25 protein-coding genes are annotated in these 21,158 nt (G+C 31.4%); 24 read left to right on the plus strand and 1 reads right to left on the minus strand.

Annotated elements, in window-relative coordinates; all coding sequences use genetic code 11:
* Positions 1-7: 7 nt before the first annotated feature.
* The 18 genes from N3C_RS00590 to N3C_RS00675 all read left to right on the plus strand — a co-directional run bounded on the left by N3C_RS00590 (position 8) and on the right by N3C_RS00675 (position 14,762).
* On the plus strand, positions 8-1,375 hold the full coding sequence (locus tag N3C_RS00590; RefSeq protein WP_074364115.1) for a UDP-N-acetylmuramoyl-tripeptide--D-alanyl-D-alanine ligase: 1,368 nt from the start codon (positions 8-10) through the stop codon (positions 1,373-1,375).
* Between the two features lie 43 nt (positions 1,376-1,418).
* On the plus strand, positions 1,419-2,384 hold the full coding sequence (gene mraY, locus N3C_RS00595) for a phospho-N-acetylmuramoyl-pentapeptide-transferase (protein ID WP_074364116.1): 966 nt from the start codon (positions 1,419-1,421) through the stop codon (positions 2,382-2,384).
* Between the two features lie 37 nt (positions 2,385-2,421).
* On the plus strand, positions 2,422-3,540 hold the full coding sequence (gene spoVE / locus N3C_RS00600; RefSeq protein ID WP_074364117.1) for a stage V sporulation protein E: 1,119 nt from the start codon (positions 2,422-2,424) through the stop codon (positions 3,538-3,540).
* Between the two features lie 150 nt (positions 3,541-3,690).
* Positions 3,691-4,470, plus strand: a complete 780-nt coding sequence (locus tag N3C_RS00605; protein ID WP_074364118.1) for a cell division protein FtsQ/DivIB — start codon at positions 3,691-3,693, stop codon at positions 4,468-4,470.
* A 13-nt stretch (positions 4,471-4,483) separates the two neighbouring features.
* On the plus strand, positions 4,484-5,221 hold the full coding sequence (locus tag N3C_RS00610) for a DUF881 domain-containing protein (protein ID WP_074364119.1): 738 nt from the start codon (positions 4,484-4,486) through the stop codon (positions 5,219-5,221).
* 16 nt (positions 5,222-5,237) lie between these two features.
* Complete coding sequence (locus tag N3C_RS00615; RefSeq protein WP_074364120.1) at positions 5,238-5,576, plus strand: small basic family protein; 339 nt, start codon at positions 5,238-5,240, stop codon at positions 5,574-5,576.
* A gap of 11 nt (positions 5,577-5,587) precedes the next feature.
* Positions 5,588-6,346, plus strand: a complete 759-nt coding sequence (locus N3C_RS00620; protein ID WP_074364121.1) for a DUF881 domain-containing protein — start codon at positions 5,588-5,590, stop codon at positions 6,344-6,346.
* A gap of 147 nt (positions 6,347-6,493) precedes the next feature.
* Positions 6,494-7,159, plus strand: coding sequence for a YggS family pyridoxal phosphate-dependent enzyme (locus N3C_RS00625; RefSeq protein ID WP_074364122.1), 666 nt, complete (start codon positions 6,494-6,496; stop codon positions 7,157-7,159).
* A 15-nt stretch (positions 7,160-7,174) separates the two neighbouring features.
* Complete coding sequence (locus N3C_RS00630; protein WP_074364123.1) at positions 7,175-7,630, plus strand: cell division protein SepF; 456 nt, start codon at positions 7,175-7,177, stop codon at positions 7,628-7,630.
* Positions 7,631-7,671: 41 nt separating this feature from the next.
* A complete protein-coding gene (locus N3C_RS00635; RefSeq protein WP_242944019.1) occupies positions 7,672-7,902 on the plus strand; it encodes a YggT family protein in 231 nt (76 codons plus the stop codon).
* 7 nt (positions 7,903-7,909) lie between these two features.
* The gene (locus N3C_RS00640) at positions 7,910-8,677 is read left to right on the plus strand and encodes a YlmH family RNA-binding protein (protein ID WP_074364125.1); all 768 of its coding nucleotides are present in this window, start codon (positions 7,910-7,912) and stop codon (positions 8,675-8,677) included.
* A gap of 15 nt (positions 8,678-8,692) precedes the next feature.
* Complete coding sequence (locus N3C_RS00645; RefSeq protein WP_074364126.1) at positions 8,693-9,298, plus strand: DivIVA domain-containing protein; 606 nt, start codon at positions 8,693-8,695, stop codon at positions 9,296-9,298.
* 154 nt (positions 9,299-9,452) lie between these two features.
* Positions 9,453-10,058, plus strand: coding sequence for a TraR/DksA C4-type zinc finger protein (locus tag N3C_RS00650; RefSeq protein WP_074364127.1), 606 nt, complete (start codon positions 9,453-9,455; stop codon positions 10,056-10,058).
* Between the two features lie 19 nt (positions 10,059-10,077).
* Entirely contained in the window at positions 10,078-10,527 is a 450-nt protein-coding gene (gene lspA / locus N3C_RS00655; protein ID WP_074364128.1) for a signal peptidase II, read from the plus strand.
* Complete coding sequence (locus N3C_RS00660; protein ID WP_074364129.1) at positions 10,524-11,432, plus strand: RluA family pseudouridine synthase; 909 nt, start codon at positions 10,524-10,526, stop codon at positions 11,430-11,432. Before lspA ends, N3C_RS00660 begins: the two co-directional genes overlap by 4 nt.
* Before the next feature lie 177 nt (positions 11,433-11,609).
* Complete coding sequence (gene pyrR, locus N3C_RS00665; RefSeq protein ID WP_074364130.1) at positions 11,610-12,149, plus strand: bifunctional pyr operon transcriptional regulator/uracil phosphoribosyltransferase PyrR; 540 nt, start codon at positions 11,610-11,612, stop codon at positions 12,147-12,149.
* Between the two features lie 54 nt (positions 12,150-12,203).
* Complete coding sequence (gene uraA, locus N3C_RS00670) at positions 12,204-13,487, plus strand: uracil permease (RefSeq protein ID WP_074364131.1); 1,284 nt, start codon at positions 12,204-12,206, stop codon at positions 13,485-13,487.
* Between the two features lie 150 nt (positions 13,488-13,637).
* On the plus strand, positions 13,638-14,762 hold the full coding sequence (locus N3C_RS00675; protein WP_074364132.1) for a THUMP domain-containing class I SAM-dependent RNA methyltransferase: 1,125 nt from the start codon (positions 13,638-13,640) through the stop codon (positions 14,760-14,762).
* A gap of 42 nt (positions 14,763-14,804) precedes the next feature.
* Here the strand turns inward: N3C_RS00675 and N3C_RS00680 are convergent, their stop codons facing one another.
* Positions 14,805-16,538 (minus strand): Rqc2 family fibronectin-binding protein, encoded by a 1,734-nt coding sequence (locus N3C_RS00680; protein ID WP_074364133.1) that lies wholly within the window; start codon positions 16,536-16,538, stop codon positions 14,805-14,807.
* Positions 16,539-16,741: 203 nt separating this feature from the next.
* Between N3C_RS00680 and N3C_RS00685 the strand changes: the two genes are divergently transcribed.
* The 6 genes from N3C_RS00685 to N3C_RS00710 form a co-directional block, all read left to right on the plus strand.
* Entirely contained in the window at positions 16,742-18,238 is a 1,497-nt protein-coding gene (locus N3C_RS00685) for a GspE/PulE family protein (RefSeq protein WP_074364134.1), read from the plus strand.
* A gap of 20 nt (positions 18,239-18,258) precedes the next feature.
* Positions 18,259-19,449, plus strand: coding sequence for a type II secretion system F family protein (locus N3C_RS00690; RefSeq protein ID WP_074364135.1), 1,191 nt, complete (start codon positions 18,259-18,261; stop codon positions 19,447-19,449).
* A gap of 16 nt (positions 19,450-19,465) precedes the next feature.
* Entirely contained in the window at positions 19,466-19,849 is a 384-nt protein-coding gene (locus tag N3C_RS00695) for a type II secretion system protein (protein ID WP_074364136.1), read from the plus strand.
* Positions 19,839-20,288, plus strand: a complete 450-nt coding sequence (locus N3C_RS00700; RefSeq protein ID WP_074364137.1) for a prepilin-type N-terminal cleavage/methylation domain-containing protein — start codon at positions 19,839-19,841, stop codon at positions 20,286-20,288. The genes N3C_RS00695 and N3C_RS00700 overlap by 11 nt, the downstream gene beginning before the upstream one ends.
* The gene (locus N3C_RS00705; protein WP_074364138.1) at positions 20,269-20,712 is read left to right on the plus strand and encodes a hypothetical protein; all 444 of its coding nucleotides are present in this window, start codon (positions 20,269-20,271) and stop codon (positions 20,710-20,712) included. Before N3C_RS00700 ends, N3C_RS00705 begins: the two co-directional genes overlap by 20 nt.
* Positions 20,684-21,158 (plus strand): type II secretion system protein (locus N3C_RS00710; RefSeq protein ID WP_074364139.1); only part of this gene is annotated, 475 nt, incomplete at its 3' end. The genes N3C_RS00705 and N3C_RS00710, both read left to right, overlap by 29 nt.

A 21,158-nucleotide genomic window follows, 5' to 3' on the forward strand; every position in this document is an offset into this window, starting at 1 on the left:
GATTTAAATGGAGTATATTTCCCTAGAGGAGATTTTAGAAGCAGTCCAAGGTAAGCTGTATCATAAGGGAAACAATCTTAACTATAATGATATTTGTATTGATACAAGAAAAATAAAGAGTGGTAATATTTACATTGCTATTAAGGGCACAGTTTACAACGGAAATGATTTTGTAGAGGATGCGGTTCAAAAGGGAGCATTACTTTGTATCGTCGATGAAATTTCCTTTGATCTTAATAAGGTCAAGGATAGTACAATTATAAAAGTTGAAGATACTAAAAAAGCCCTAATGAGCTTAGCTAAATATTATAGAAATAAGCTAGATATAAAGGTTATAGGAGTTACCGGTTCAACCGGTAAAACCACTACAAAGGATCTTATTGCAGCAGCTTTAGGTAGTAAGTTTAAGGTTTTTAAAACACAAGGAAATTTTAATAATGAAATAGGTTTGCCTCTAATGATTTTCAATTTAGATTCCTCTTATGATATAGCTGTTCTAGAGATGGGGATGAGCAATCTTAATGAAATTCATAGATTAGCAGATGTGGCAAGACCAGATATAGCTGTTATTACTAATATAGGTATATCTCACATAGAAAACTTGGGCTCAAGGGAAAATATACTAAAGGCAAAACTTGAGATAACTGACTTCTTTGGTAAAGACAACGTACTGATAGTGAATGGGGACAATGATTTGCTTTCTAATTTAGAGACTAATAAATTTAACTTGATAAAAGTTGGATTTAGCAAAGATTTTAACTATTATTCAGAAAATGTATCATTATTAGAGGAAAGTATTGAATATAATGTTGTTGAAGAAAATAAATTATTAAACCCAAGCATCAGTATTAATATACCGGGAAAACATAATGTTTTAAATTCATTATTAGCAGTGGCCTGTGGAAGAGTTTTAGGATTAGAAATTAGTGAGATTAATGAAGGATTCAGTAGACTTGAGGCTACTAGTATGCGACTAGATGTAATAAGGTGCAACCAGTATACAATTATCAATGATTGCTATAATGCAAGTCCCGATTCAATGAAAGCAGCCTTGGATGTGCAGGCTAATATGAAGGTTAAAAGAAAAATAGCGGTTTTTGGAACAATGAAGGAACTAGGAAGTGAAAGCTATAATGCTCATAAAGAAGTAGCTCAGTACGCTAATCTTAAGGGGATAGATATACTCATAAGCGTAGGAGATAGTGAAAAAGCTTATAGGGAAGGCTTCCAGAAGGATGACAAGTTTATTCACTTCGATAATCTAGAAGAGGCTGGACAATATATTAAGAATTTATTGAAAGAAGGAGATTTGATTTTATTTAAAGCCTCACGGGCAATGAAATTTGAGAACTTAGTGAACTTAATAAAATGCTAAAAGTGCCAATGAAGGAGGGAACTACCCGAGAGGGGTGGGCAAAATGGGTGAGTTTATAAATTATAGAATTATTTATGGAGCATTGATATCTTTTGCTGTGGCTTCTATTATAGGACCATTTATTATACCAGCATTAAGATGGTTTAAATTTGGACAGTTTATAAGGGAAGAAGGACCGAAAAGTCACCAAAAAAAGGCTGGTACACCAACTATGGGTGGTATAATATTTATTTTAACTTCAATAATTACTTTGCCTTTCCTTGTGAAAAATTTAAAAGGGGAATCAATGATGGCTCTTTATGCCTTTATTGCTTTTGGAGTAATAGGTTTCTTAGATGATATGCTGAAAATTGTTAAAAAGGAGAATGAGGGGCTTAAAGCCTATCAAAAGATGGCGTTGCTCTTGATAGCTTCTTTTATCTTCAGTTATTATGCATATAGGAATTTAGGAACAGAGATTATAGTACCTTTCTGGAGCAAGACTTGGAACTTAGGAATCTTTTATATACCTTTTATGGTGTTCTTTTTTGCTGGAACTACAAATGCTGTTAATCTTACTGATGGTTTAGATGGCTTAGCTACTTCTGTAACCCTATTAGTAATGACTTTCTTTACAATGATTTCTATGGCCTTAGGACGATACGATCTTGCTATCTTTTGTGGAGTAGTTTCAGGAGCTCTACTAGGATTTTTAAGATATAATGCCTTTCCTGCCAGAGTTTTTATGGGCGATACCGGTTCTTTAGCTCTTGGCGGAGCAGTGGCGGTGGTAGCTGTTATGTTAAAATTACCATTAATTATAATAATTGTTGGTGGTATATATTTAGTTGAGGCACTATCAGTTATTATACAGGTTACTAGTTTTAAATTAACAGGAAAAAGAGTGTTTAAAATGTCACCAATACATCATCATTTTGAAATGATTGGATGGCCTGAGCCAAAGATTGTTTCAATATTTTCTATAGTAACTGTGGTATTATGTTTAATTGCATTTCTATCGTTGTTTTAAGTGGTTTCCTAATTAGTAATTAATAGGAGGATAAAAAATGAATAAAGCCAGGAGTAAAATGGGAGAAGCGGATTTTGTATTATTTACAGTAATAATGATTCTCCTCTCCATTGGTATAATTATGGTATATAGTGCTAGTGCATGGACCTCTGGAATTCAAAAGGGAGATGACATGTATTATCTTAAAAGACAGCTAATATGGGCTGTTTTAGGTATTATTGCTATGATTTTTACCATGGGATTTGATTATCATAAATTAAAAAGGATAACCCTTATGGTAATGATAGTAACTATACCATTATTGTTTGCTGTATTTGCTTTCCCAGCAGTTAATGGAGCGCGAAGATGGATTCAATTGGGCTTTGCATCCATACAGCCATCAGAAATAGCTAAGTATGCTGTTGTTCTATTTTTAGCTAAAAGTATGGATGAAAGAGGGGATAAGGTTCAGTCCTTGATTCAAGGAGTTATACCCTATTTGTTAATATCTGGAGCGGTTGCTGCAATTATTTTGATAGAGCCCAATATGAGTATTGCCTCTGTAATAATGATTGTTACTATAATAATGCTTTTTGTTGCAGGCGCAAGATCTTTTCACATATTTGGGTTGGTAATGCCTACAGCAATAGTAGGTGCATTACTACTCATATTTTCTAAAGATTATAGAAGAAAGAGATTTTTAAACTTTTTAGATCCATGGCAGGATGCAGCAGGAGAAGGATATCAGCTGATTCAGTCCCTATTAGCTTTGGGATCAGGAGGAATTTGGGGGTTAGGTTTAGGACAATCAAGACAAAAGTGTTATTATATGCCGGAACCTCATAATGACTTTATTTTTGCCATCATAGGAGAAGAGCTAGGGTTGATTGGGACTATCTTTATTATAGCATTATTTATGGTATTAGTTTGGAGAGGTATTAGGACAGCTGTAAATGCTAAGGATACATATGGTACGCTACTAGCAACTGGAATAACATCAATTATTGCGGTGCAGGCTATAGTTAATATAGCAGTTGTAACTGGTTCTATGCCGGTAACAGGGGTACCGCTTCCCTTTATAAGTTATGGTGGATCTTCCTTAGTTATTAACTTAACTGCTATGGGTATCTTGTTAAATATATCTAGACAAACTAACAATAGCAAAATAAAGTTATAAGGGCCAGACTTTGAAGTCGGTCCTTTTTACGTACAGGAAACTAAGACTTATAAATTAAGGAAATATGTAAAAAGTTAATGAAATTCTATAGAATAAATGGTATTATAAAATTATCTGTATTGCATTTATAATCATAGGTAGGGGTATTAGATGGGAGATACAAGAAAAAAAACAAATGAGCTTATAAGAAGAAGAAAAAGAAAAAAATTAATTAAGAAGATTATTATTTTTTCTATATTAGCCATAATTGCATTGACGGTTTTTTTATTAAAGCATCCTTATTTTAATATTATAAGGGTTGAAGTTACTAATAATAAATTGTTGGACAAAGGTGAAATTGAAAGTTTATCTAATGTCAATTTAGGAAGTAACATTTTTTATTTGAATAAGAATGAAATTAGAAAGCAACTTTTATCTAATCCTTATATATCCAATGTAAAAATTCACCGTAAATTACCTTCAACAGTAGAGTTGGAAATAATAGAAAGAAAACCCCAATATTATATATTTAGAGAAGAAGACTATATAATTGTAGATACTGAAGGGGTTGCCCTTGAAAGCGTACTTAGTTTAGATGCCGCCAGGAAAGATAGTAATGTTCTGGTAGAGCTTACAGGTTTAGATATATCAGAAATAAAAATAGGAGAGAAGGTTAGTAACGATAATAAAAAAATTGAGCAATTACAGGTGTTTTCTGATTTAATTCAACGTAATATAAGTGACACTGTTATTACTGCTATTAATCTAGAAAGTGATGCGGATATAAAAGTGTATTTTAAGGATATAATGGTGAAAGTAGGAAACATAAATAATATGGAAAGCAAATTAAATGATGCAATTAATATAATAACTCAAAAGAACTTAGCTGATTTAAAGGGGTATATAGATATAAGTTTTGACGGCGATCCGGTAATGTCAATTGAGAAATAGGAGGGGAACATTTATGAAGAAGATAATTTCGCAGCTAACGGTAGCTGTTGTCTGTGCTATCTTGGGTTTTATGCTTACTTATCAGTTTCAGTTGTTACGTAAGGAAAAAAGCACTAATGTTATAAATCCTAATGATTCAACTTACAATCAGCTAACGGTTGAATTGGAACAACTAAAGAAGACAAAGGAAGAACTTGAAAAAAGCAATACTCAATTAATGGAACAGATAAAGGCCTATGAGGAGTCAATTTCAAGTCCAGAAGATAGTACAAAAGAAATAAAAAATCAGTTAGATAAGACAAGATTATTACTTGGTGAAACTGATGTGGAAGGCCAGGGGATTACTTTAACTATTGCCCCAAAAGATGGTATATTTGAGGGGGAAGGTTTATATAAATATTCTGCCATAAGTCACTTTGAGTTAGCTTATTTAATAAATGAATTAAAGTATGCTGATGCAGAGGCTATATCAGTAAATAATACAAGGATTACTAGCCAAACAGGTATTAGATTATCTGATGGTGGTGGAAGGATCTTGATTGATAATGAACAGATATATCCTTATTCTACTATTACTATTAAGGCTATTGGCAATCCAGATAAGTTAGAAAGTGCAATAATGTTTCCGAATACTCTTAATTTAGATGGATTGGCTGGTTATAACATAGAAGTTGTTAAGAGTGATTCGATAAAGATTCCAAAAACAAATAAGGTTTTTAAATCCGATTATATAAAACCGGTAGAAAAATAATAAAGAGGGTGATTTTATGGTTGCTATATTGGGCTTATTGATAGGTGTTATAGCTGGCTTGTTGTGGGATGTTAGTATACCTGAAAAGTTTTCTCCATATGTATCTGTAGCTATTTTAGCTTGCTTAGATTCAGTCTTTGGAGCAATAAGGGCTAATTTGTCCAATAATTTTCAAGCGGATATATTTATATCTGGTTTCTTTGGAAATGCTGCATTAGCTGCTGGTCTAGCCTATTTAGGTGATAAGCTTGGAATACCAGTTTATATTGCAGCAGTTATAGTTTTTGGTGGAAGAATATTTGATAATTTTGCCATCATAAGGAGACTGCTTATTGAGAAGGCTAAATCACGCTGAGGAGTGATTAAATGAAAGGATATGAAACAAAAATATTTGTTTTTATTGCTAGCATTATAGTAGGTATTTTGATTGTTATGAATATATCCTTCGGCCCAGCTAAGCAAACTAAGTTTTTAACTGCAGAGGAGTATATGGATGCAATTAATGAAAGAAGTAAGTTAACCAATGATATTAGCTTACTTAGACATCAATATGCTGCAAACCATAGTAAATATCAGCGATATGTTAAAAATTCCTTCAATCCTTCCGATTCGTTAAAAATAATAGAGAGTATGAAAGAGGAATTGGCTAGAAATGAAGCATTGATTGGTCTTGAAGCTGTTGAAGGCCAAGGAGTATCTATTACCATTGATGATTCTAGTGAAATAGATTTGAATAATCAACTAAGCGATTATGAAAGTAATAATAAGATTGTTCATAATACTGATATTATAGAATTGATTTACGAGTTAAACCTTGCAGGAGCAGAAGCTATTTCTGTAAATGGTATGAGAATTATGAGTAATTCTGAAGTAGCTTGTGCAGGACCATTTATTTTAATTAATGATGTAAAGTTAACAGCTCCTTTCTATATAGATGTTATTGGCAATGGACAAAGTATAAAAGAATATTTATATGCACAGGATACTCATGTTGGTATATTAACAATTTTGACAAGTCCCTTTAGAAATATCAAGGTAGATTTTTCTATTAAGGAAAATGTTAAAATACCAGCCTACATTGGAAATTATGAGTTTAAGTATGCAAAAGAAGTTAAAAATAATTAATTTCTTTGTTTAATTTTGCAGGAAATCTGTGATAATTGAAGAATAATACTTATATAGGTATCATATTGATTTTGATATTAATTTCTTGGGAAAAGAGTATAAAATGGGTGAAAGTGTATATTTAAAGATCAACGGGAGGGGCAAGATTTGAGTATAGCAGAAAATATACAGTCACTAAGAAATAAAATTACCAAAGATGTAACGGTAATAGCTGTTAGTAAAACAAGAACTATAGAAGAAATGCAAGTTGCCTATGATTGTGGTTTTAGAGATTTTGCTGAAAGTAAAGTGCAAGAATTAACATTAAAGCAAGAGAATTTTCATAAGGATGTTAGATGGCACTTTATAGGACATTTACAAAGAAACAAGGTTAAATATATTGCTGGTAAAGTTTTTTTAATACATTCTTTAGATAGTATAAGACTGCTAAAGGAAATTGAAAAGCAATATGAAAAACTAAATTTAACTGCTAATGTGTTAATAGAAATTAACATTGGTAGGGAAGAATCTAAAAGTGGAATACTAGTAGAGGAACTAGATGAGCTTATTAAAGAGGTTGGCAATTGCAACTATGTGAAGGTTATGGGCATCATGACTGTGCTACCTAAAGGAGATGAGAAGTCTAATAGAGAATATTTTAGGCAAGTAAAAGAGATCTTTGATAAGTTAGATGCACAAAAGCCAAAGAATGTTGTGATGCAATATCTTTCTATGGGAATGACAGGTGATTTCATTGAAGCTATAGAAGAAGGTTCTAACATGATTAGAATTGGTGAAGGAATATTTGGTAAAAGAAATTATAATAAGCAGTAATAGAGGAGGAGAAAAATGGCAGGTAAAGTATTTAATAAAATGATGGGATTATTAGGATTAGAAGATGAGTATGAAGATATTGAAGAGTTAGAGGAAGAAATGGAGTTAGAGGAGGAAAAGGCAGAGGTAAATCCGCCAATGACCGCTAGCAAAAAACAGAATAAGGTTGTAAATATTCATACTGCAACTTCTGCAAAGGTAGTTATTTCTAAACCTACAATTTTTGAAGATGCTACTGACATTTGTGATGATTTAAAGAATAGAAAAATAGTTGTTGTTAATACAACAGGATTAGAACCTAAAACCGCACAAAGGCTACTTGATTTTATGGGTGGAGCAAGTTATGCCTTAGGTGGAGAATTACAGGAAGTAGAAAAAGGTGTGTATATTCTATCACCATCTAATGTAGAAGTTACTAGTGAACTAAAAAATGAGTTGACTAATAGAGGCTTGTTTGGTTGGTCTAAATAAGGGAGGGAATTAAGATTACTATAACATTATTTATATATTATGTGTTTAGAGCAATTGAAACTCTAATACTAATAGATGTAGTGGCATCTTGGATTAGACCTCAAAGAGATATACCATTTTTACAAGTTATAAACAGTTTGGTGGAACCGCTTCTCTACCCAGGTAGAGTAATACAGGAAAGAGTGGCTCCAAATCTACCTATTGATTTTTCACCTTTTATTGCAATTATTATTTTAGATCTAATAAAAAGTTTGATTCTAAGTATACTATAAAGTTTATATGAAAAAAGAAGATTTTCTTAAATTAATGCAAGGTGAAGAAGAAGCGGTAATATTAAAACTCTATAATAAATTAACTTTAGCTGAAAAAACAGGCAAAGCTATTTATACTAGTGAATTTTATACACCAGGTATTTGGAGTAAATTAATGAAATTCACTATGAATCTTCAGGTGAAGGTAAGTAGTTATGGAGCCTTTGATGAAGCTGAAAGGCGAATTGTATGCTTCAATAATGAAGATGAATATATGATACCGGTTAGGGTTCTTTTTATAGTGAACAAATCAAAGTTCCACAATCTTCAACATAAAGACTATCTAGGTGCTTTAATGGCGTTAGGAATAAAGCGTGAAAAGATTGGTGACTTAATTGTACAAGGTAGCAATTGCTATTGTGCTGTATATGAGGATATAGTTGATTATTTAAAGACTAATTTAAACTATATTGGTAAATGCCCTTGTGAAGTTACAGAAATAATTGATTATATCAATCTACCATCTTATAATTTTCAAGAATATCAGATTATTTCCACTTCTTTAAGGGCAGATTGCATAGTTAGCGCTATTTGCGGAGTATCGAGAAGTAAAAGTGTAGATTTGCTAAAATCGGGAAAGGTTTTAATAGATTATATTGAAGTTAAAGAAAAAGATTTTGAAATAACGTTGCCAACTACTATTACTATAAGAGGAAAAGGGAAGTATAAACTTCTGAATATCTTAGGAAACAGTAGTAGCGGTAGACTTAAAATACAATTGAAAAAATTTGTTTAAGGTGGGGGTGTACTAATGAGATTAACGGCAATGGATATTAAAAATAAAGAATTTAAGAGCGCTTTTAGAGGATACAATGGTGAAGAGGTAGATGATTTTCTACTGCAAGTTACAGAAGATTACGAAGCAATGTATAAGGAAAATTCTACTTTGAAGGAAAAAGTTTCAATATTAAATGAGAAGTTAGAACATTATACAAATATTGAAGCTACTATTCAAAATACTTTACTTTTAGCTCAAAATGCCGCAGATCAAGCTAAAGCCTCAGCACAAAAGGAAGCAGAAATTATTATAAAAAATGCTAATGAAACAGCTCAGAAGATAATAGACAAAGCTCATATGGACGTTATGAAAATTAATGAAGAATATGAAAAGTTAAAGCAAGACTTTTTTAAATTTAGAGCAAAGTATAGAAACTTTTTAAAGACTCAGTTAGACACTTTTGAAGATTTGGAAAAGGATTTTGTTAAAAATTTCAATGTTATGACTACAGAGGAAGAAATGAGCAATGATAGCTCCTTTGAAATAGAAAGAAACTTTGAGATAAAGGAAATCGAAGAAGAGGGACTAAATAGTGAAGAGTTAAACGAGATAAAAAAATTTTTTGTAAAAGATAATTAGTAGTATTTAAATCTCACTCCCTATATAGATGTCATATTCTATGTAACCAAGGAGTGAGATTTGTCTTTTAGGCTACATAAAAACTCCTCTTGATGACAAAATAAATAGTATGGAATGAAAATCAATACTTTTATTTTGAAGGGGTGGAAGGATAATGGATAAAAAAAGCCTAGACTATTATAAGCGCAAGTTACTAGCAGAAAGGGAGAGTGCTAGAAAATTTATATTGCAACTAAAGGATAATGATATGACTGAAGGACTTTTTGAAACTTCATCAGAATTATCTTTTTATGATAATCATCCTGCAGATCTAGCTAGCGAAATGGAAACTATGGAAAAAGGAAGAGTTTTTAGAGAACATGAAGTTAGCATAATTAAAAAGATAGATGATGCTTTAAAAAATATTGACAATGGAACGTATGGCATTTGTAAAAGATGCGGAAAACCAATACCAGCGGAAAGATTAGAATTCTTACCTTATGCTGAAAATTGTGTGAAATGCCAAAATGAATTAACTAGTAGAGCTGCTAATAATAATTCTGCTAGACCAGTGGAAGAAGAAGTTTTAGGCTATCCTTTTGGTTATGGGTATAATGATCATACCGATGAAATAGGCTTTGATGCAGAAGATAGTTATCAGAGTGTCTCAAGTTTTAATAAAATACCATTTACTGATGAATATCATGAAGAAGATGATGATTACGTAGATCCTATAGAAAGAATCAGCAATGAGCAGTATAGAAATCAATTGCCGGATTAGTATTTTAAGGGGGATGGAAATGTACATTTTTATTATTATAATAGGTATAATAATTGATAGAGTTACGAAGCTTTTAGCCATTAGTAAACTAAATGGAGAAGAAAGTATTGCAATTATTAAAAACTTTTTTAGTTTTGAATATGTGGAAAATGAAGGAGCGGCCTTTGGTATACTTCAAGGAAGACAATATATATTAAGTGCTATGGCTGCAATTATGGTTATAGCCATTATTTTTTATTTGATAAAATATAAACCTTCATCTAAGCTGTTAAAGTTAAGTTTATCAATGGTTATTAGTGGAGCCATAGGTAATTTGATAGATAGATTATATTATAATTATGTAGTAGATTTTATATCTTTCCACTATAAGGATCTGTACTATTTTCCTAACTTTAATGTGGCAGATATTTTAGTAGTGGTAGGTACATTTTTATTAGTATTTTATATTATAAAGGATGTTAAGGAATGAAAGAGTTTAGTTATATAATAGATGAAGAATATCATGGAGAGAGGATAGATAAATATCTTAGCCAGGTTATGGAAGGTAAGTCTAGATCCTTTATACAAGGGCTCATTGATGAAGGAAAAATAACTGTTAATGATAAGATAGTAAAAAGTAACCACAAATTAAAGAAAAATGATCTTATTAAAGGGGTTATCCCTGATCCTGTTGAACTAAAGGTAGAGGCGGAGGATATTCCTTTAGATATCTTATATGAAGATGAGGATGTTATAGTAGTTAATAAACCTCAAGGTATGGTTGTTCATCCTGCAGCAGGTAATACAAGAGGAACTTTAGTAAATGCTATATTAAATCATTGTAAGGATTTATCTGGAATAAATGGTGTTATTCGACCGGGCATAGTACATAGGATAGATAAAGATACCAGCGGTGTATTAGTCATTGCTAAAAATGATGCTTCTCATAATAAGCTGGCGGAGCAATTAAAAGACCATTCTATGACTAGAGTATATATAGCTTTAGTAGAAGGCGTAATAAAGAATGATCGTGGTACAGTGGATGCCAATTTGGGAAGACATCCTATTGATAGAAAGAAAATGGCTGTTGTTAAAGATGGAAGAAGGGCTGTAACTCACTATAAAGTTTTGGAACGTTTAGACAAATATACTTTAGTTGAATGTCGTTTAGAGACAGGTAGAACCCACCAGATAAGAGTACATATGGCTTATATAGGTCATCCTTTAGTGGGAGATCCTGTTTATGGATTTAAAAAGCAAAAATTTAATTTAGATGGTCAGCTGCTTCATGCTAAAATTTTAGGATTTATACATCCTACTACTGGAAAATATATTGAATTTCAAACACCATTGCCAGATTATTTTAAAAGAGTCCTAGAAATTTTGCGAAAATAGTTGAAAAAGATAAAATTTTATGTTAAACTGTTTAAAAACTTAAGAATTACCTTTAAATGATCCAGCGAGGTCATAAGGCAGAGATAATTTGCAATAGTAGTACATATATGCATAGTACGCCTTACTGACTTAGTAAGGCGTTTTTTAATGCTAAAATAGCTGAAACGGGGTGATAATGTGAAATTAAAGTCTATTCTTCTGGATGATAAGGCTATTAGAAGAAGTTTAATAAGAATATCCCACGAAATTCTTGAAAAGAACAAGGGAGTAGAAGAAATAGTATTAATAGGTATAAAAAGAAGAGGATATCCACTAGCTCAGAGGATAGCAAAATGCATAGCTGATATAGAAGGTGTTGAAGTACCTGTAGGCAGTGTTGATATTAGTCTCTATCGAGATGATCTTCAAATTATTGGTGAAGCACCTAAAGTGAATGATAAAAATTTAGGTGTTGAAGTTAAGGGAAAAAAAGTTGTATTAGTAGATGATGTATTATTTACCGGTAGAACTGCTAGAGCAGCCCTTGATGCTGTTATTGATGCTGGAAGGCCTAAAATGATACAATTAGCAGTTTTAATTGATAGAGGACATAGAGAACTGCCAATACGAGCAGATTTTGTAGGTAAGAACATTCCTACATCAAGAAGTGAATTGATATCAGTATCTCTTAAAGAAACAGACGAAGAAGACTCAGTAAAAATTTATGAACTAGATTAACTTAAGATAAATCTTTTAAATTAATCCAGTGAGATTAACAAGGAGGAATTATTAATGAAAAATTATGTAGATGTAAATGAAAGATTACCTATTTTAAAAACCTTACCCCTAAGTTTTCAGCATTTATTTGCTATGGTAGGTGCTACTATATTAGTACCTATACTAACAGGATTGGATCCATCTATAGCGCTATTTTGTAGCGGTGTTGGAACTTTAATTTATATACTTTGTACTAAAGCTAAGTTACCAGCCTATGTTGGTTCATCCTTTGCTTTTATTGGCGCTATGACAGTAGCAACTCAAAATTATGGAATAAGAGCCATGTTGTCTGGAATAGTAGCTGCCGGCATCGTATATGTAATTGTAGCAGCCATAATTAAATTTGCCGGAATAGAATGGTTGGACAAGGCTCTACCACCAGTACTTATTGGTTCCGTTGTTATCGTAATAGGTTTATCATTAGCAGGAACAGCAGCTAATTGGGCTGGACTTACTGCGGAGACAACAGATTATAAAACTTTAGCTGTTGCAGCTGTTACCTTACTTGTAGGTATTGTTGGTTCTATGTATTTTAAGGGTTTTCTAGGAATAATACCTATTCTAATTGCTATGGTTGTAGGTTACGTATTATCCTTTGTTTTAGGAATAGTTCCTAAGGAAGCTATTAATGAGATTCTTGGAGCTAAGTTGTTTAAAATTCCTGAATTTCAATTCCTAGAATTTAATATCAGTGCAATGATTATGATGGCTCCAATAGCCTTTGTTACTCTAGCAGAACATATTGGTCACGTGTATGTAACAAATAATGTTTGTGGAAAAGATTTCACAAAGGATCCAGGTCTTCATAGATCAATTCTTGGTGATGGACTTGCTACCTTATTTGCTGGTTTAGTTGGAGGTCCTCCAAATACTACTTATGGTGAAAATATAGGTGTTATGGCAATAACAAAGGTTTACTCAGTATGGGTAGTAGGTGGAGCAGCAATAATTGCAATAGTACTTTCCTTCATAGGACCTTTAGCAATGTTAATTAAGAATATTCCTTATCCAGTTATGGGTGGTATAAGTATATTATTGTTCGGAATAATCGCTTCTTCTGGTTTCAGAATTTTTGTAGAAAATCAGATAGATTTCGGTAAAAAGAAGAATTTAATAATAGCTTCTGTTGTAATAGTATTAGGAATAAGCGGCGCTGCTCTTAAATTTACAGTACAAGGAGCAGAAGTATCTGTAAATGGAGTTGCCCTAGCAACAATAGTTGGAATAATTCTAAATCTGATTTTGCCAGAAAAGAGTGCAACTGAAAAAGAAGAGGAATTAAAAGAAAGTAAACAATAGAAAAGTAGGATGTCACCTTAGAAAAGGGGACATCCTTTTTTAGATAAAATATTATTGAATAATTGAATGATTAATGATAAAAATATATAGTAGACTACTTAGAGGTAGTCTTTAAAACTAAAGAATTATGTTTTATAAGGAGAAAATTTGATGGAATACCACTTAATAGCAACGTCGACCTTTGGGATTGAAGCAATTACAGCAGGAGAATTAAAAAACTTAGGCTATAAGGATGTTAAAACTGAAAATGGTAGGGTAATCTTTAAAGGTAATGAAGAAGACATAGCAAAAACTAATATATGGCTTAGAACTGCCGATAGAGTTTTAATTAAGATGGCGGAATTTAAGGCGGAGACCTTTGAAGAGCTATTTCAAGGAGCAAAGGCAGTAGACTGGTGGAAGCTTATCCCGGAAAATGGCAAAATGCATGTAACGGGAAAGTCTGTTAAGTCTAAACTTTTTAGTGTATCTGACTGTCAAGCTATAGTGAAAAAGGCAGTAGTAGAATCTATGAAGAGAAAATATCCTAGAGAAGTTTTTACGGAAGATGGGCCCGTATATAAAATTGAAGTAGCAATATTAAAGGATATTGTGACTCTTACCGTAGATACTTCAGGACCAGGATTACATAAAAGAGGTTATAGGGAAAAGGCAGGAGAAGCACCTTTAAAGGAAACCTTAGCAGCGGCTCTTGTTCTAATAAGCAAGTGGACTCCAGATAGACTGCTATATGATCCCTTTTGTGGTTCCGGCACCATACCTGTAGAAGCAGCTATGATTGGAAAAAATATTGCTCCAGGCTTAAGGCGAAGTTTTGCCAGTGAAGAATGGCCCAATATTGATAGAAGTATATGGGAAAGGGTTAGAAAAGAAGCTGAAGAAGCAATAAATGACAAGAAGTTTGTAATATATGGCTCCGATAAGGATGGAAAAGTATTAAAGACTGCGAGGCAAAATGCTATAAAGGCCGGTGTAGAAGCTTTTACTAATTTTCAAAAGTTGCCGGTAGAGGAGTTTAGTTCACGAAAAAGGTATGCTTATGTTATAACCAATCCTCCTTATGGTGAAAGATTGGGAGAGGAAAAAGAGGTACGTAAGCTTTATGAGATTCTAGGAAACTTATATAAGGCTCACGATGATTGGTCCTTCTTTGTATTAACCTCTTATTATGAATTTGAAAAATGCTTTAGAAGAAAGGCAGATAAAAATAGGAAGTTATATAATGGTAGACTTTTATGTTACTATTATCAATACATATATAACGAAAAAAAATAAAGAAGCAATGCTTCTTTATTTTTTTGATTAAAATTATTATTTTTAGACCTTTTTTAAATCTATATCATAAGGATCTACATATATGGTTTTATTAGTGGTGTAAATTACCATACCCGGTTTAGCTCCAGAGGGTTTCTTTACATTTTTTACTTCCGTATAATCTACAGGCACTTTAGTGGAATCCTTAGCTTTACTATAATAGGCAGCTAAAATTGCCGCTTCCTCTAAGGTTTTGTCTGATATGTTATTGTTGTTTTTTATTATAACATGAGAACCAGGAATATTTTTTGTATGGAGCCATATATCTTTTTTGTCTGCAAATTTAAGAGTTAAATAATCATTTTGAATATTATTTTTCCCCACATAAATATCATTGCCATCGCTTGATATAAAATGTAAGGGTTTAGATTGAGAGCCCTTTGCTTTACTGGTGCTCTTTTTAAATTTAATATATCCGGTCTCTACTAATTCCCTTCTAATATCTTCTATTTCATCGTAACTGTCACAATTTATAATATTAGTAAGAACAGATTGAAGGTATTCTAACTCAGCTTCATTTTTTTCTAATTGTTCTAAAGCCGCCTCTTCTGTCTTTTTTAATTTATTGTATTTTTTAAAGTAAGATTGAATATTTTCTGAAGGGGTATTATTTTCTTTCAGTGGTATAGTAACATACTCTTCATTTTCCGAATAATAGTTATATACTTTAATATTTTTATCTCCCTCTTTAATGGAATAGATATTGGCAGTAAGCAGTTCTCCATAAAGTTTGTATTTATCTTTTTTGCTACATTCCTGTAGAGATTGTTTTAGTATTGTACTCTTTTTTTTGCATCTATCAATATTGTTGTTTACAAGCTTTTGAAGATCTGAACTTTTCTGATTTAACCTGTCTTGTTTATCCTTAGTATAATAAAAAACATCTAATAATTTGCTAGCATTATCATATTTAGTGGCTTTATAATCCTTCATAGTGGATAAATCAAAGCAATAGAAGTCCTTATAATTACCTTTGCTATCACAGTAGAGGGTATAAGTAAAACTATTGTGAGTAAGATTTTGAAAGAAGTTTTTTGAAAATATTAAAAGTTTTTTTAAGCCATCAGGGCTATTTAGATCCTTGTTAGCTTGAAATAAAGTTATTATTTCTTTTGATAATAAAGGGCTTACTCCTGTAAATATTTTTGATAGAAAATTGCTGTCTGAAATATATTCAGAACTATCAAGGTCTATATTAGCTTCCGCAGAAAAATCTAAAGGATTTAATTTATTTGATTCTGGAGGAAACTTATAATTAATGCCTGGATAAATAGAACGATAGGAGTTTATATTTGGAGTAATATGTTTAATACTATCCATTACAATATTATCTCTTTTTCTAATTAGGGTAATATTGCTGTGACGGCCCATTATTTCTATTATTAAAGTATAAATACTATCAAAACCCATTTCATCTCTACTTTCGAAATCTAAACAAAGGATTCTATCGCAGTTAATTTGTTTAATATTAACTAATTTAGCACCTATCAAATATTTTCTTAAAAGCATACAAAACATAGGAGGTTGTATAGGATTAGCTTTACTTCTTTCAGTAACATGAATTCTAGGATAATTAGAGCTGGCGCTAAGTAGAACCTTTATATTTTTGTTTTCCTTTCTAAAGGTTATAACAATTTCATCCTTTTCAGGCTGATTAACTTTATCTACTTTTCCGTTTAATATATTATCTTTAAGCTCTAGGCATAAAGCGTGTAAAAATATACCATCTAAAGCCACGTTTATCATTCCTTCCTGTGGTGACAAATAATATGTATAGTTTTCCCTAAATCTACGATATGCTTTAATGTTATGATAAAGAAATTGTTATTGTCAAGTCTATAGACTAAATAAGATATTTTTAAGTATCTGTTTAAAAATGTATATAGTGTCAATAATTATACTATAATTTTCCGCAAGGTATTTGTAGAGGTGAACATATAATGGAGGATAATGATTTTTCCTTAGATAAGGAAGAGCTGATTAATATTGATGCAACGGTACTTAATTTAGTACCAGAGGATTTTGCTATTAAGCAATGTATACTTCCCTTCAAGGTTCAAGAGGATATTTTGTATATTGCAACAAGAAAGAATGATTTTAGTGAGCTAATTGCTAAATTGAAATTAATAACTAATATGAAGATAAGTATAGTTAAATATACAAGTGAGGACTTAGATAAGCTCATTCTTCAAGCTTATAGGCATCTGAATTTTATTAGGGCTATTGAAAAATTAAAGAAGGAAATAAAAGAGGATGAATCTAAGAGTATCAATACAAAGGAGTTCCAGGATAATCTTAATGCTCCCGGAGTGAAAATTCTAAACTATATAATTAATACAGCTATTGAGAAAAGAGCCAGTGATATACATTTTGAACCTTATGGTGGCTTTTTTAGAATTCGATATAGAATTGATGGCGGTCTATGTGAATTCTTTAAACTTCCTATAGAGGTCTATAGCACAGTGACAACAAGGCTTAAAGTTTTAGCACAAATGGATATATCAGAAAAAAGATCTTTTCAAGATGGAAAGTATAAACACTTTCACAATCAGAAGGAGTTTGATTTGAGAGTATCTTCTATACCTGTAATCTATGGAGAAAAGTTTGTAGTAAGAATATTAGATAAGGCTAATCTATTTATAGATTTAGATAAGATTTACTACCAAAAAGATCAAAATGAATTAGTAAAAAGTATTCTTATGAAGGGTAGCGGTATCATTTTAACTACCGGACCAACAGGTAGCGGTAAATCTACTACCTTGTATGCTATGTTAAAGGAACTAAATAAGCAAAGCTGCAATATTACAACCATAGAAAATCCTGTTGAATATACTATGAAAGGTATAAATCAAATAAATGTTAACCTTAAGGCTGGAATAACCTTCGCTGCAGCTTTAAGAAGTGTTTTGAGGCAAGATCCGGATATTATCATGGTAGGGGAAATTAGAGATGAGCAGACCGCAGCCATAGCAATAAGAGCTGCTATAACGGGACATTTAGTTTTATCTACTTTACATACTAGGGATGCCAAAGGAGCTATAACAAGGCTCTTGGAAATGGGAGTAGAAAAGTATTTGTTAGCAGATGCTTTAATTGCTGTTATTGCTCAAAGACTAGTTAGGAAGATATGTCCTAAGTGCAAAGAAAGTTACTATCCATCCCAATTTGAAAAAGATCTACTTGTATTATCAAATGAAAGAAAACTATTTAAAGGAAGAGGATGTCATCAGTGTAACAATAGCGGATATTTAGATAGGCATGTAATAAGCGAAATAATATATATTGATGAAAACTGGCGAAGGAGAATATTAGCAAGTGATAAAAAAGTTGAGAGTATTGGAAGACAGAAAAATGAAAGTTTGAAAGAACAATGTAAAGAGCTAGTGATGAAAGGTATAACTACAACAGAAGAGTTTATGAAAGTATGTAATGGATAAGTTTATTAAAGGAGAGCAAAATGAGCGTATTTCGATATGTATCAATGAACGAGCAAGGGAATATAGTAAAGGGACAATGGGAATGCAATAATGTAAAAGAGCTTATGGAATATTTAAATGAAAGAAAAGAGTATTTGATATCTGTAGATAATGAAAAAATTAATATTAAAAAGCTTATATTTAGACAAGGAATCAAATTAAATGATCTTAGTTTGTTTTGCAAGTATTTCGGAACCTTGTTAGAAAGTGGAGTACCCTTGTTAGAAGTTATAAAAATTAGTAGCTTGCAATTTAGAAAAGGAAAATTGTATGACAATAACATATACTTGGCTCAAGGTCTACGAAGGGGAGAGGCCTTGCATGAAGCTATGAATAATTGTCCTAATAATTTCCCTGAATTCTTAACTAATATGGTTAAGGTAGGAGAGGAAACGGGAAATCTAGGGGAGGTATTTAATAATTTATATATCTATTACTATAAAAAAGGCAGGTTTCGCAAGAAAATCATTGAAGTAGCTATTTATCCAACTTTTGTACTGTTCTTTAGCATATCCTTAGCTCTTGTCTTATTGTCCACAGTAGTACCTTCAATGATAGATTTGATTTTATCTATGGGAGGAGAGTTACCCTTAGCAACAAAAATAACTTTAGCCATCAGTTCCTTTCTTACAAATTATTTTGTCTATATTATAGTTTTTATTTTTGCAACTACACTTATTTTAGCTTACTTAATAAAGGGTGGTAAAATTAATTTTTCTTCTATAAGAAAAAAGCTTCCTATTATAAAAGATATTTATTATAGAAGTTGTGCTTATGATTTTATTTATGCTTTCTTTTTATTATATCATAGTGGACTTAATATAGTGGTAGCTTTAGAAGAAGCCGCAGCTGTGATATCTGATATCCAAATAAAGAATCAGGTCATAAATGGTGCTAATCAGATAAGAGAGGGGAGTAATATAGTAGAGGCTCTAATGAACATTGAAATAATTGATTACAGTACTTTAACTATGATTGGATTAGGAGAAGAAACGGGAAAACTTAGTGAAATGTTGAAACGTTTATTACAGATAAATGAAGAGGAATTAAGTTCACGACTAGAAAAGCTTATCCAGTTGTTACAGCCTGTATCTATATTAATTGTAGGTCTTGTAGTTGCTAGTATTGTTATTTCTGTTATTTTACCTATGTTTAGTTTGTACAGAGTATAAAAGGTTCTGTTAAAACTTGAAAAAAGCTTTTACTTTTATAGAAATAACAATAGCAATATCTCTTATCTTAATTTTAGCAACTAGCACTGCCTTTGCATATAAATACTATTTAAGCAATAGCAAAGACAGAACAATTATTTCATACTCTGAACAAATTTTTGAGGCCATTCTTTGTATTTATGAGGAAAGAGAAAATAACATGGATCCTATAAAGCTAGTTCAGGAAGTTAAAGATCTTACTAATTACGATGTATCACTTAGTTATATAAATATGGATCATAAGTTACTTGAATTGGTATTTTTATGTGATGGAAAAGATTACTTTATAAAAATTGATATGATAAAATACAGTTTTACCGTTATTGATAGGGTAGGAGATAGAATTATATATGAAAATTAAAAAAGCTTATACTTTAATTGAAATTTTAGTAGTTCTATGTATTTTCAATATTTTATTTATTATTTTTTCTAGTGGTTTAAAAGCATACAATAGGTTAAAGAATGCTATAGTAGTTGAGCAATGCAGTAATTCAATAATGACCTTTATTAATAGTTGTAAGCAATACTGCTATTACAATGAAGTAGAGGGGTATATTTTGTGTGATCAGTCCAACAATAGATTTAGTTTTTATTCTGGGAGCAGTCGTAAGAAGCTTTTAAAACTCCCTCAAGGATGCAAATTACAGTTGCTTAATACAGCTTCAGGTAAGCAAAAATTGAATTTTGATTCTAAAGGTTTTACATCAGATGCTTGTACTATTAAATATTTAGATTTATATGATGTGGAACATAAAATAACTATAAGTGTAGGTACAGCTTATGTTGAGATTAAGAATTAAGAAAGGTAACACTCTATTAGATGTAATGATATCCTTATGTGTCTTCGCTTTGATGTTTCTTGCTGCCTTTGATATGTATATGGCTAAGGCTAGATTAAAAAATCAAAATAATTTGCTAGCAAATTACCTTAATTGTGTTGAAGTGGCAGCTGGGAATATATGTTTAAATCACAGTTATGAAGAATTATTAAATTACAGTGGTGAAAATATATGGTATATAAGCAGCCAGCATTTAAGTGTAGAAGAGCTTAGACAGCCACAGATCCTATCTTTATTGAAGCCTAGTACCGATAATGAGGATACATATCTTAGTGTAAAAATATCTGGCGATGATGTATTAAAACTTTCTTTTAAACTTAAATACACAATTGGTGGGAAGGTTGATGTTATAGAGTATGAAACATATAAAGGTAGCTATAATTAAAAAGCAGAACAAAGGATTTACTTTGATAGAAGTGGCTATAGCAATAGCTATTATGAGCATACTTATGACAGCCCTAATGTTTGTAGTATCTTATTTTTTAAGAGAGTTTAAAAACACTGCCTCAGGAAATAGAGAAGATTTTTATATAAATGAAGCCTTTAGATTTATAGAAAGTGAAGTTCATAGTGACAATAAGGAAGTAAAGTTTCAAACAAATGCTATAGAATTAAGAAAATACTCTATAGATAGAATAGATTACATTAGGCAAATTGAAGGAAACCTAATTATAGAATATACTACAGCGGGAAAAAGCACTGCAAAGAATGTGTTTTTAAAGGATATTTCAAATTTTAGCATAGATATATGTGAACGGTTAGTGATTGTTAATATTGTAAGCAGTAAGGGAGAAGTGTATTCAAAATGTATAAATACTATATATATAAAGT

This window comes from Clostridium sp. N3C, assembly GCF_900095445.1.
GTDB lineage: Bacteria > Bacillota > Clostridia > Clostridiales > Clostridiaceae > Clostridium_AU.

Coding starts and splice junctions, on each gene's coding strand:
- N3C_RS00590 (WP_074364115.1), top strand. CDS start 8: ATGGAGTATATTTCCCTAGAGGAGATTTTAGAAGCAGTCCAAGGTAAG.
- mraY (WP_074364116.1), top strand. CDS start 1,419: ATGGGTGAGTTTATAAATTATAGAATTATTTATGGAGCATTGATATCT.
- spoVE (WP_074364117.1), top strand. CDS start 2,422: ATGAATAAAGCCAGGAGTAAAATGGGAGAAGCGGATTTTGTATTATTT.
- N3C_RS00605 (WP_074364118.1), top strand. CDS start 3,691: ATGGGAGATACAAGAAAAAAAACAAATGAGCTTATAAGAAGAAGAAAA.
- N3C_RS00610 (WP_074364119.1), top strand. CDS start 4,484: ATGAAGAAGATAATTTCGCAGCTAACGGTAGCTGTTGTCTGTGCTATC.
- N3C_RS00615 (WP_074364120.1), top strand. CDS start 5,238: ATGGTTGCTATATTGGGCTTATTGATAGGTGTTATAGCTGGCTTGTTG.
- N3C_RS00620 (WP_074364121.1), top strand. CDS start 5,588: ATGAAAGGATATGAAACAAAAATATTTGTTTTTATTGCTAGCATTATA.
- N3C_RS00630 (WP_074364123.1), top strand. CDS start 7,175: ATGGCAGGTAAAGTATTTAATAAAATGATGGGATTATTAGGATTAGAA.
- N3C_RS00640 (WP_074364125.1), top strand. CDS start 7,910: ATGAAAAAAGAAGATTTTCTTAAATTAATGCAAGGTGAAGAAGAAGCG.
- N3C_RS00645 (WP_074364126.1), top strand. CDS start 8,693: ATGAGATTAACGGCAATGGATATTAAAAATAAAGAATTTAAGAGCGCT.
- N3C_RS00650 (WP_074364127.1), top strand. CDS start 9,453: ATGGATAAAAAAAGCCTAGACTATTATAAGCGCAAGTTACTAGCAGAA.
- lspA (WP_074364128.1), top strand. CDS start 10,078: ATGTACATTTTTATTATTATAATAGGTATAATAATTGATAGAGTTACG.
- N3C_RS00660 (WP_074364129.1), top strand. CDS start 10,524: ATGAAAGAGTTTAGTTATATAATAGATGAAGAATATCATGGAGAGAGG.
- uraA (WP_074364131.1), top strand. CDS start 12,204: ATGAAAAATTATGTAGATGTAAATGAAAGATTACCTATTTTAAAAACC.
- N3C_RS00675 (WP_074364132.1), top strand. CDS start 13,638: ATGGAATACCACTTAATAGCAACGTCGACCTTTGGGATTGAAGCAATT.
- N3C_RS00685 (WP_074364134.1), top strand. CDS start 16,742: ATGGAGGATAATGATTTTTCCTTAGATAAGGAAGAGCTGATTAATATT.
- N3C_RS00690 (WP_074364135.1), top strand. CDS start 18,259: ATGAGCGTATTTCGATATGTATCAATGAACGAGCAAGGGAATATAGTA.
- N3C_RS00700 (WP_074364137.1), top strand. CDS start 19,839: ATGAAAATTAAAAAAGCTTATACTTTAATTGAAATTTTAGTAGTTCTA.
- N3C_RS00705 (WP_074364138.1), top strand. CDS start 20,269: ATGTTGAGATTAAGAATTAAGAAAGGTAACACTCTATTAGATGTAATG.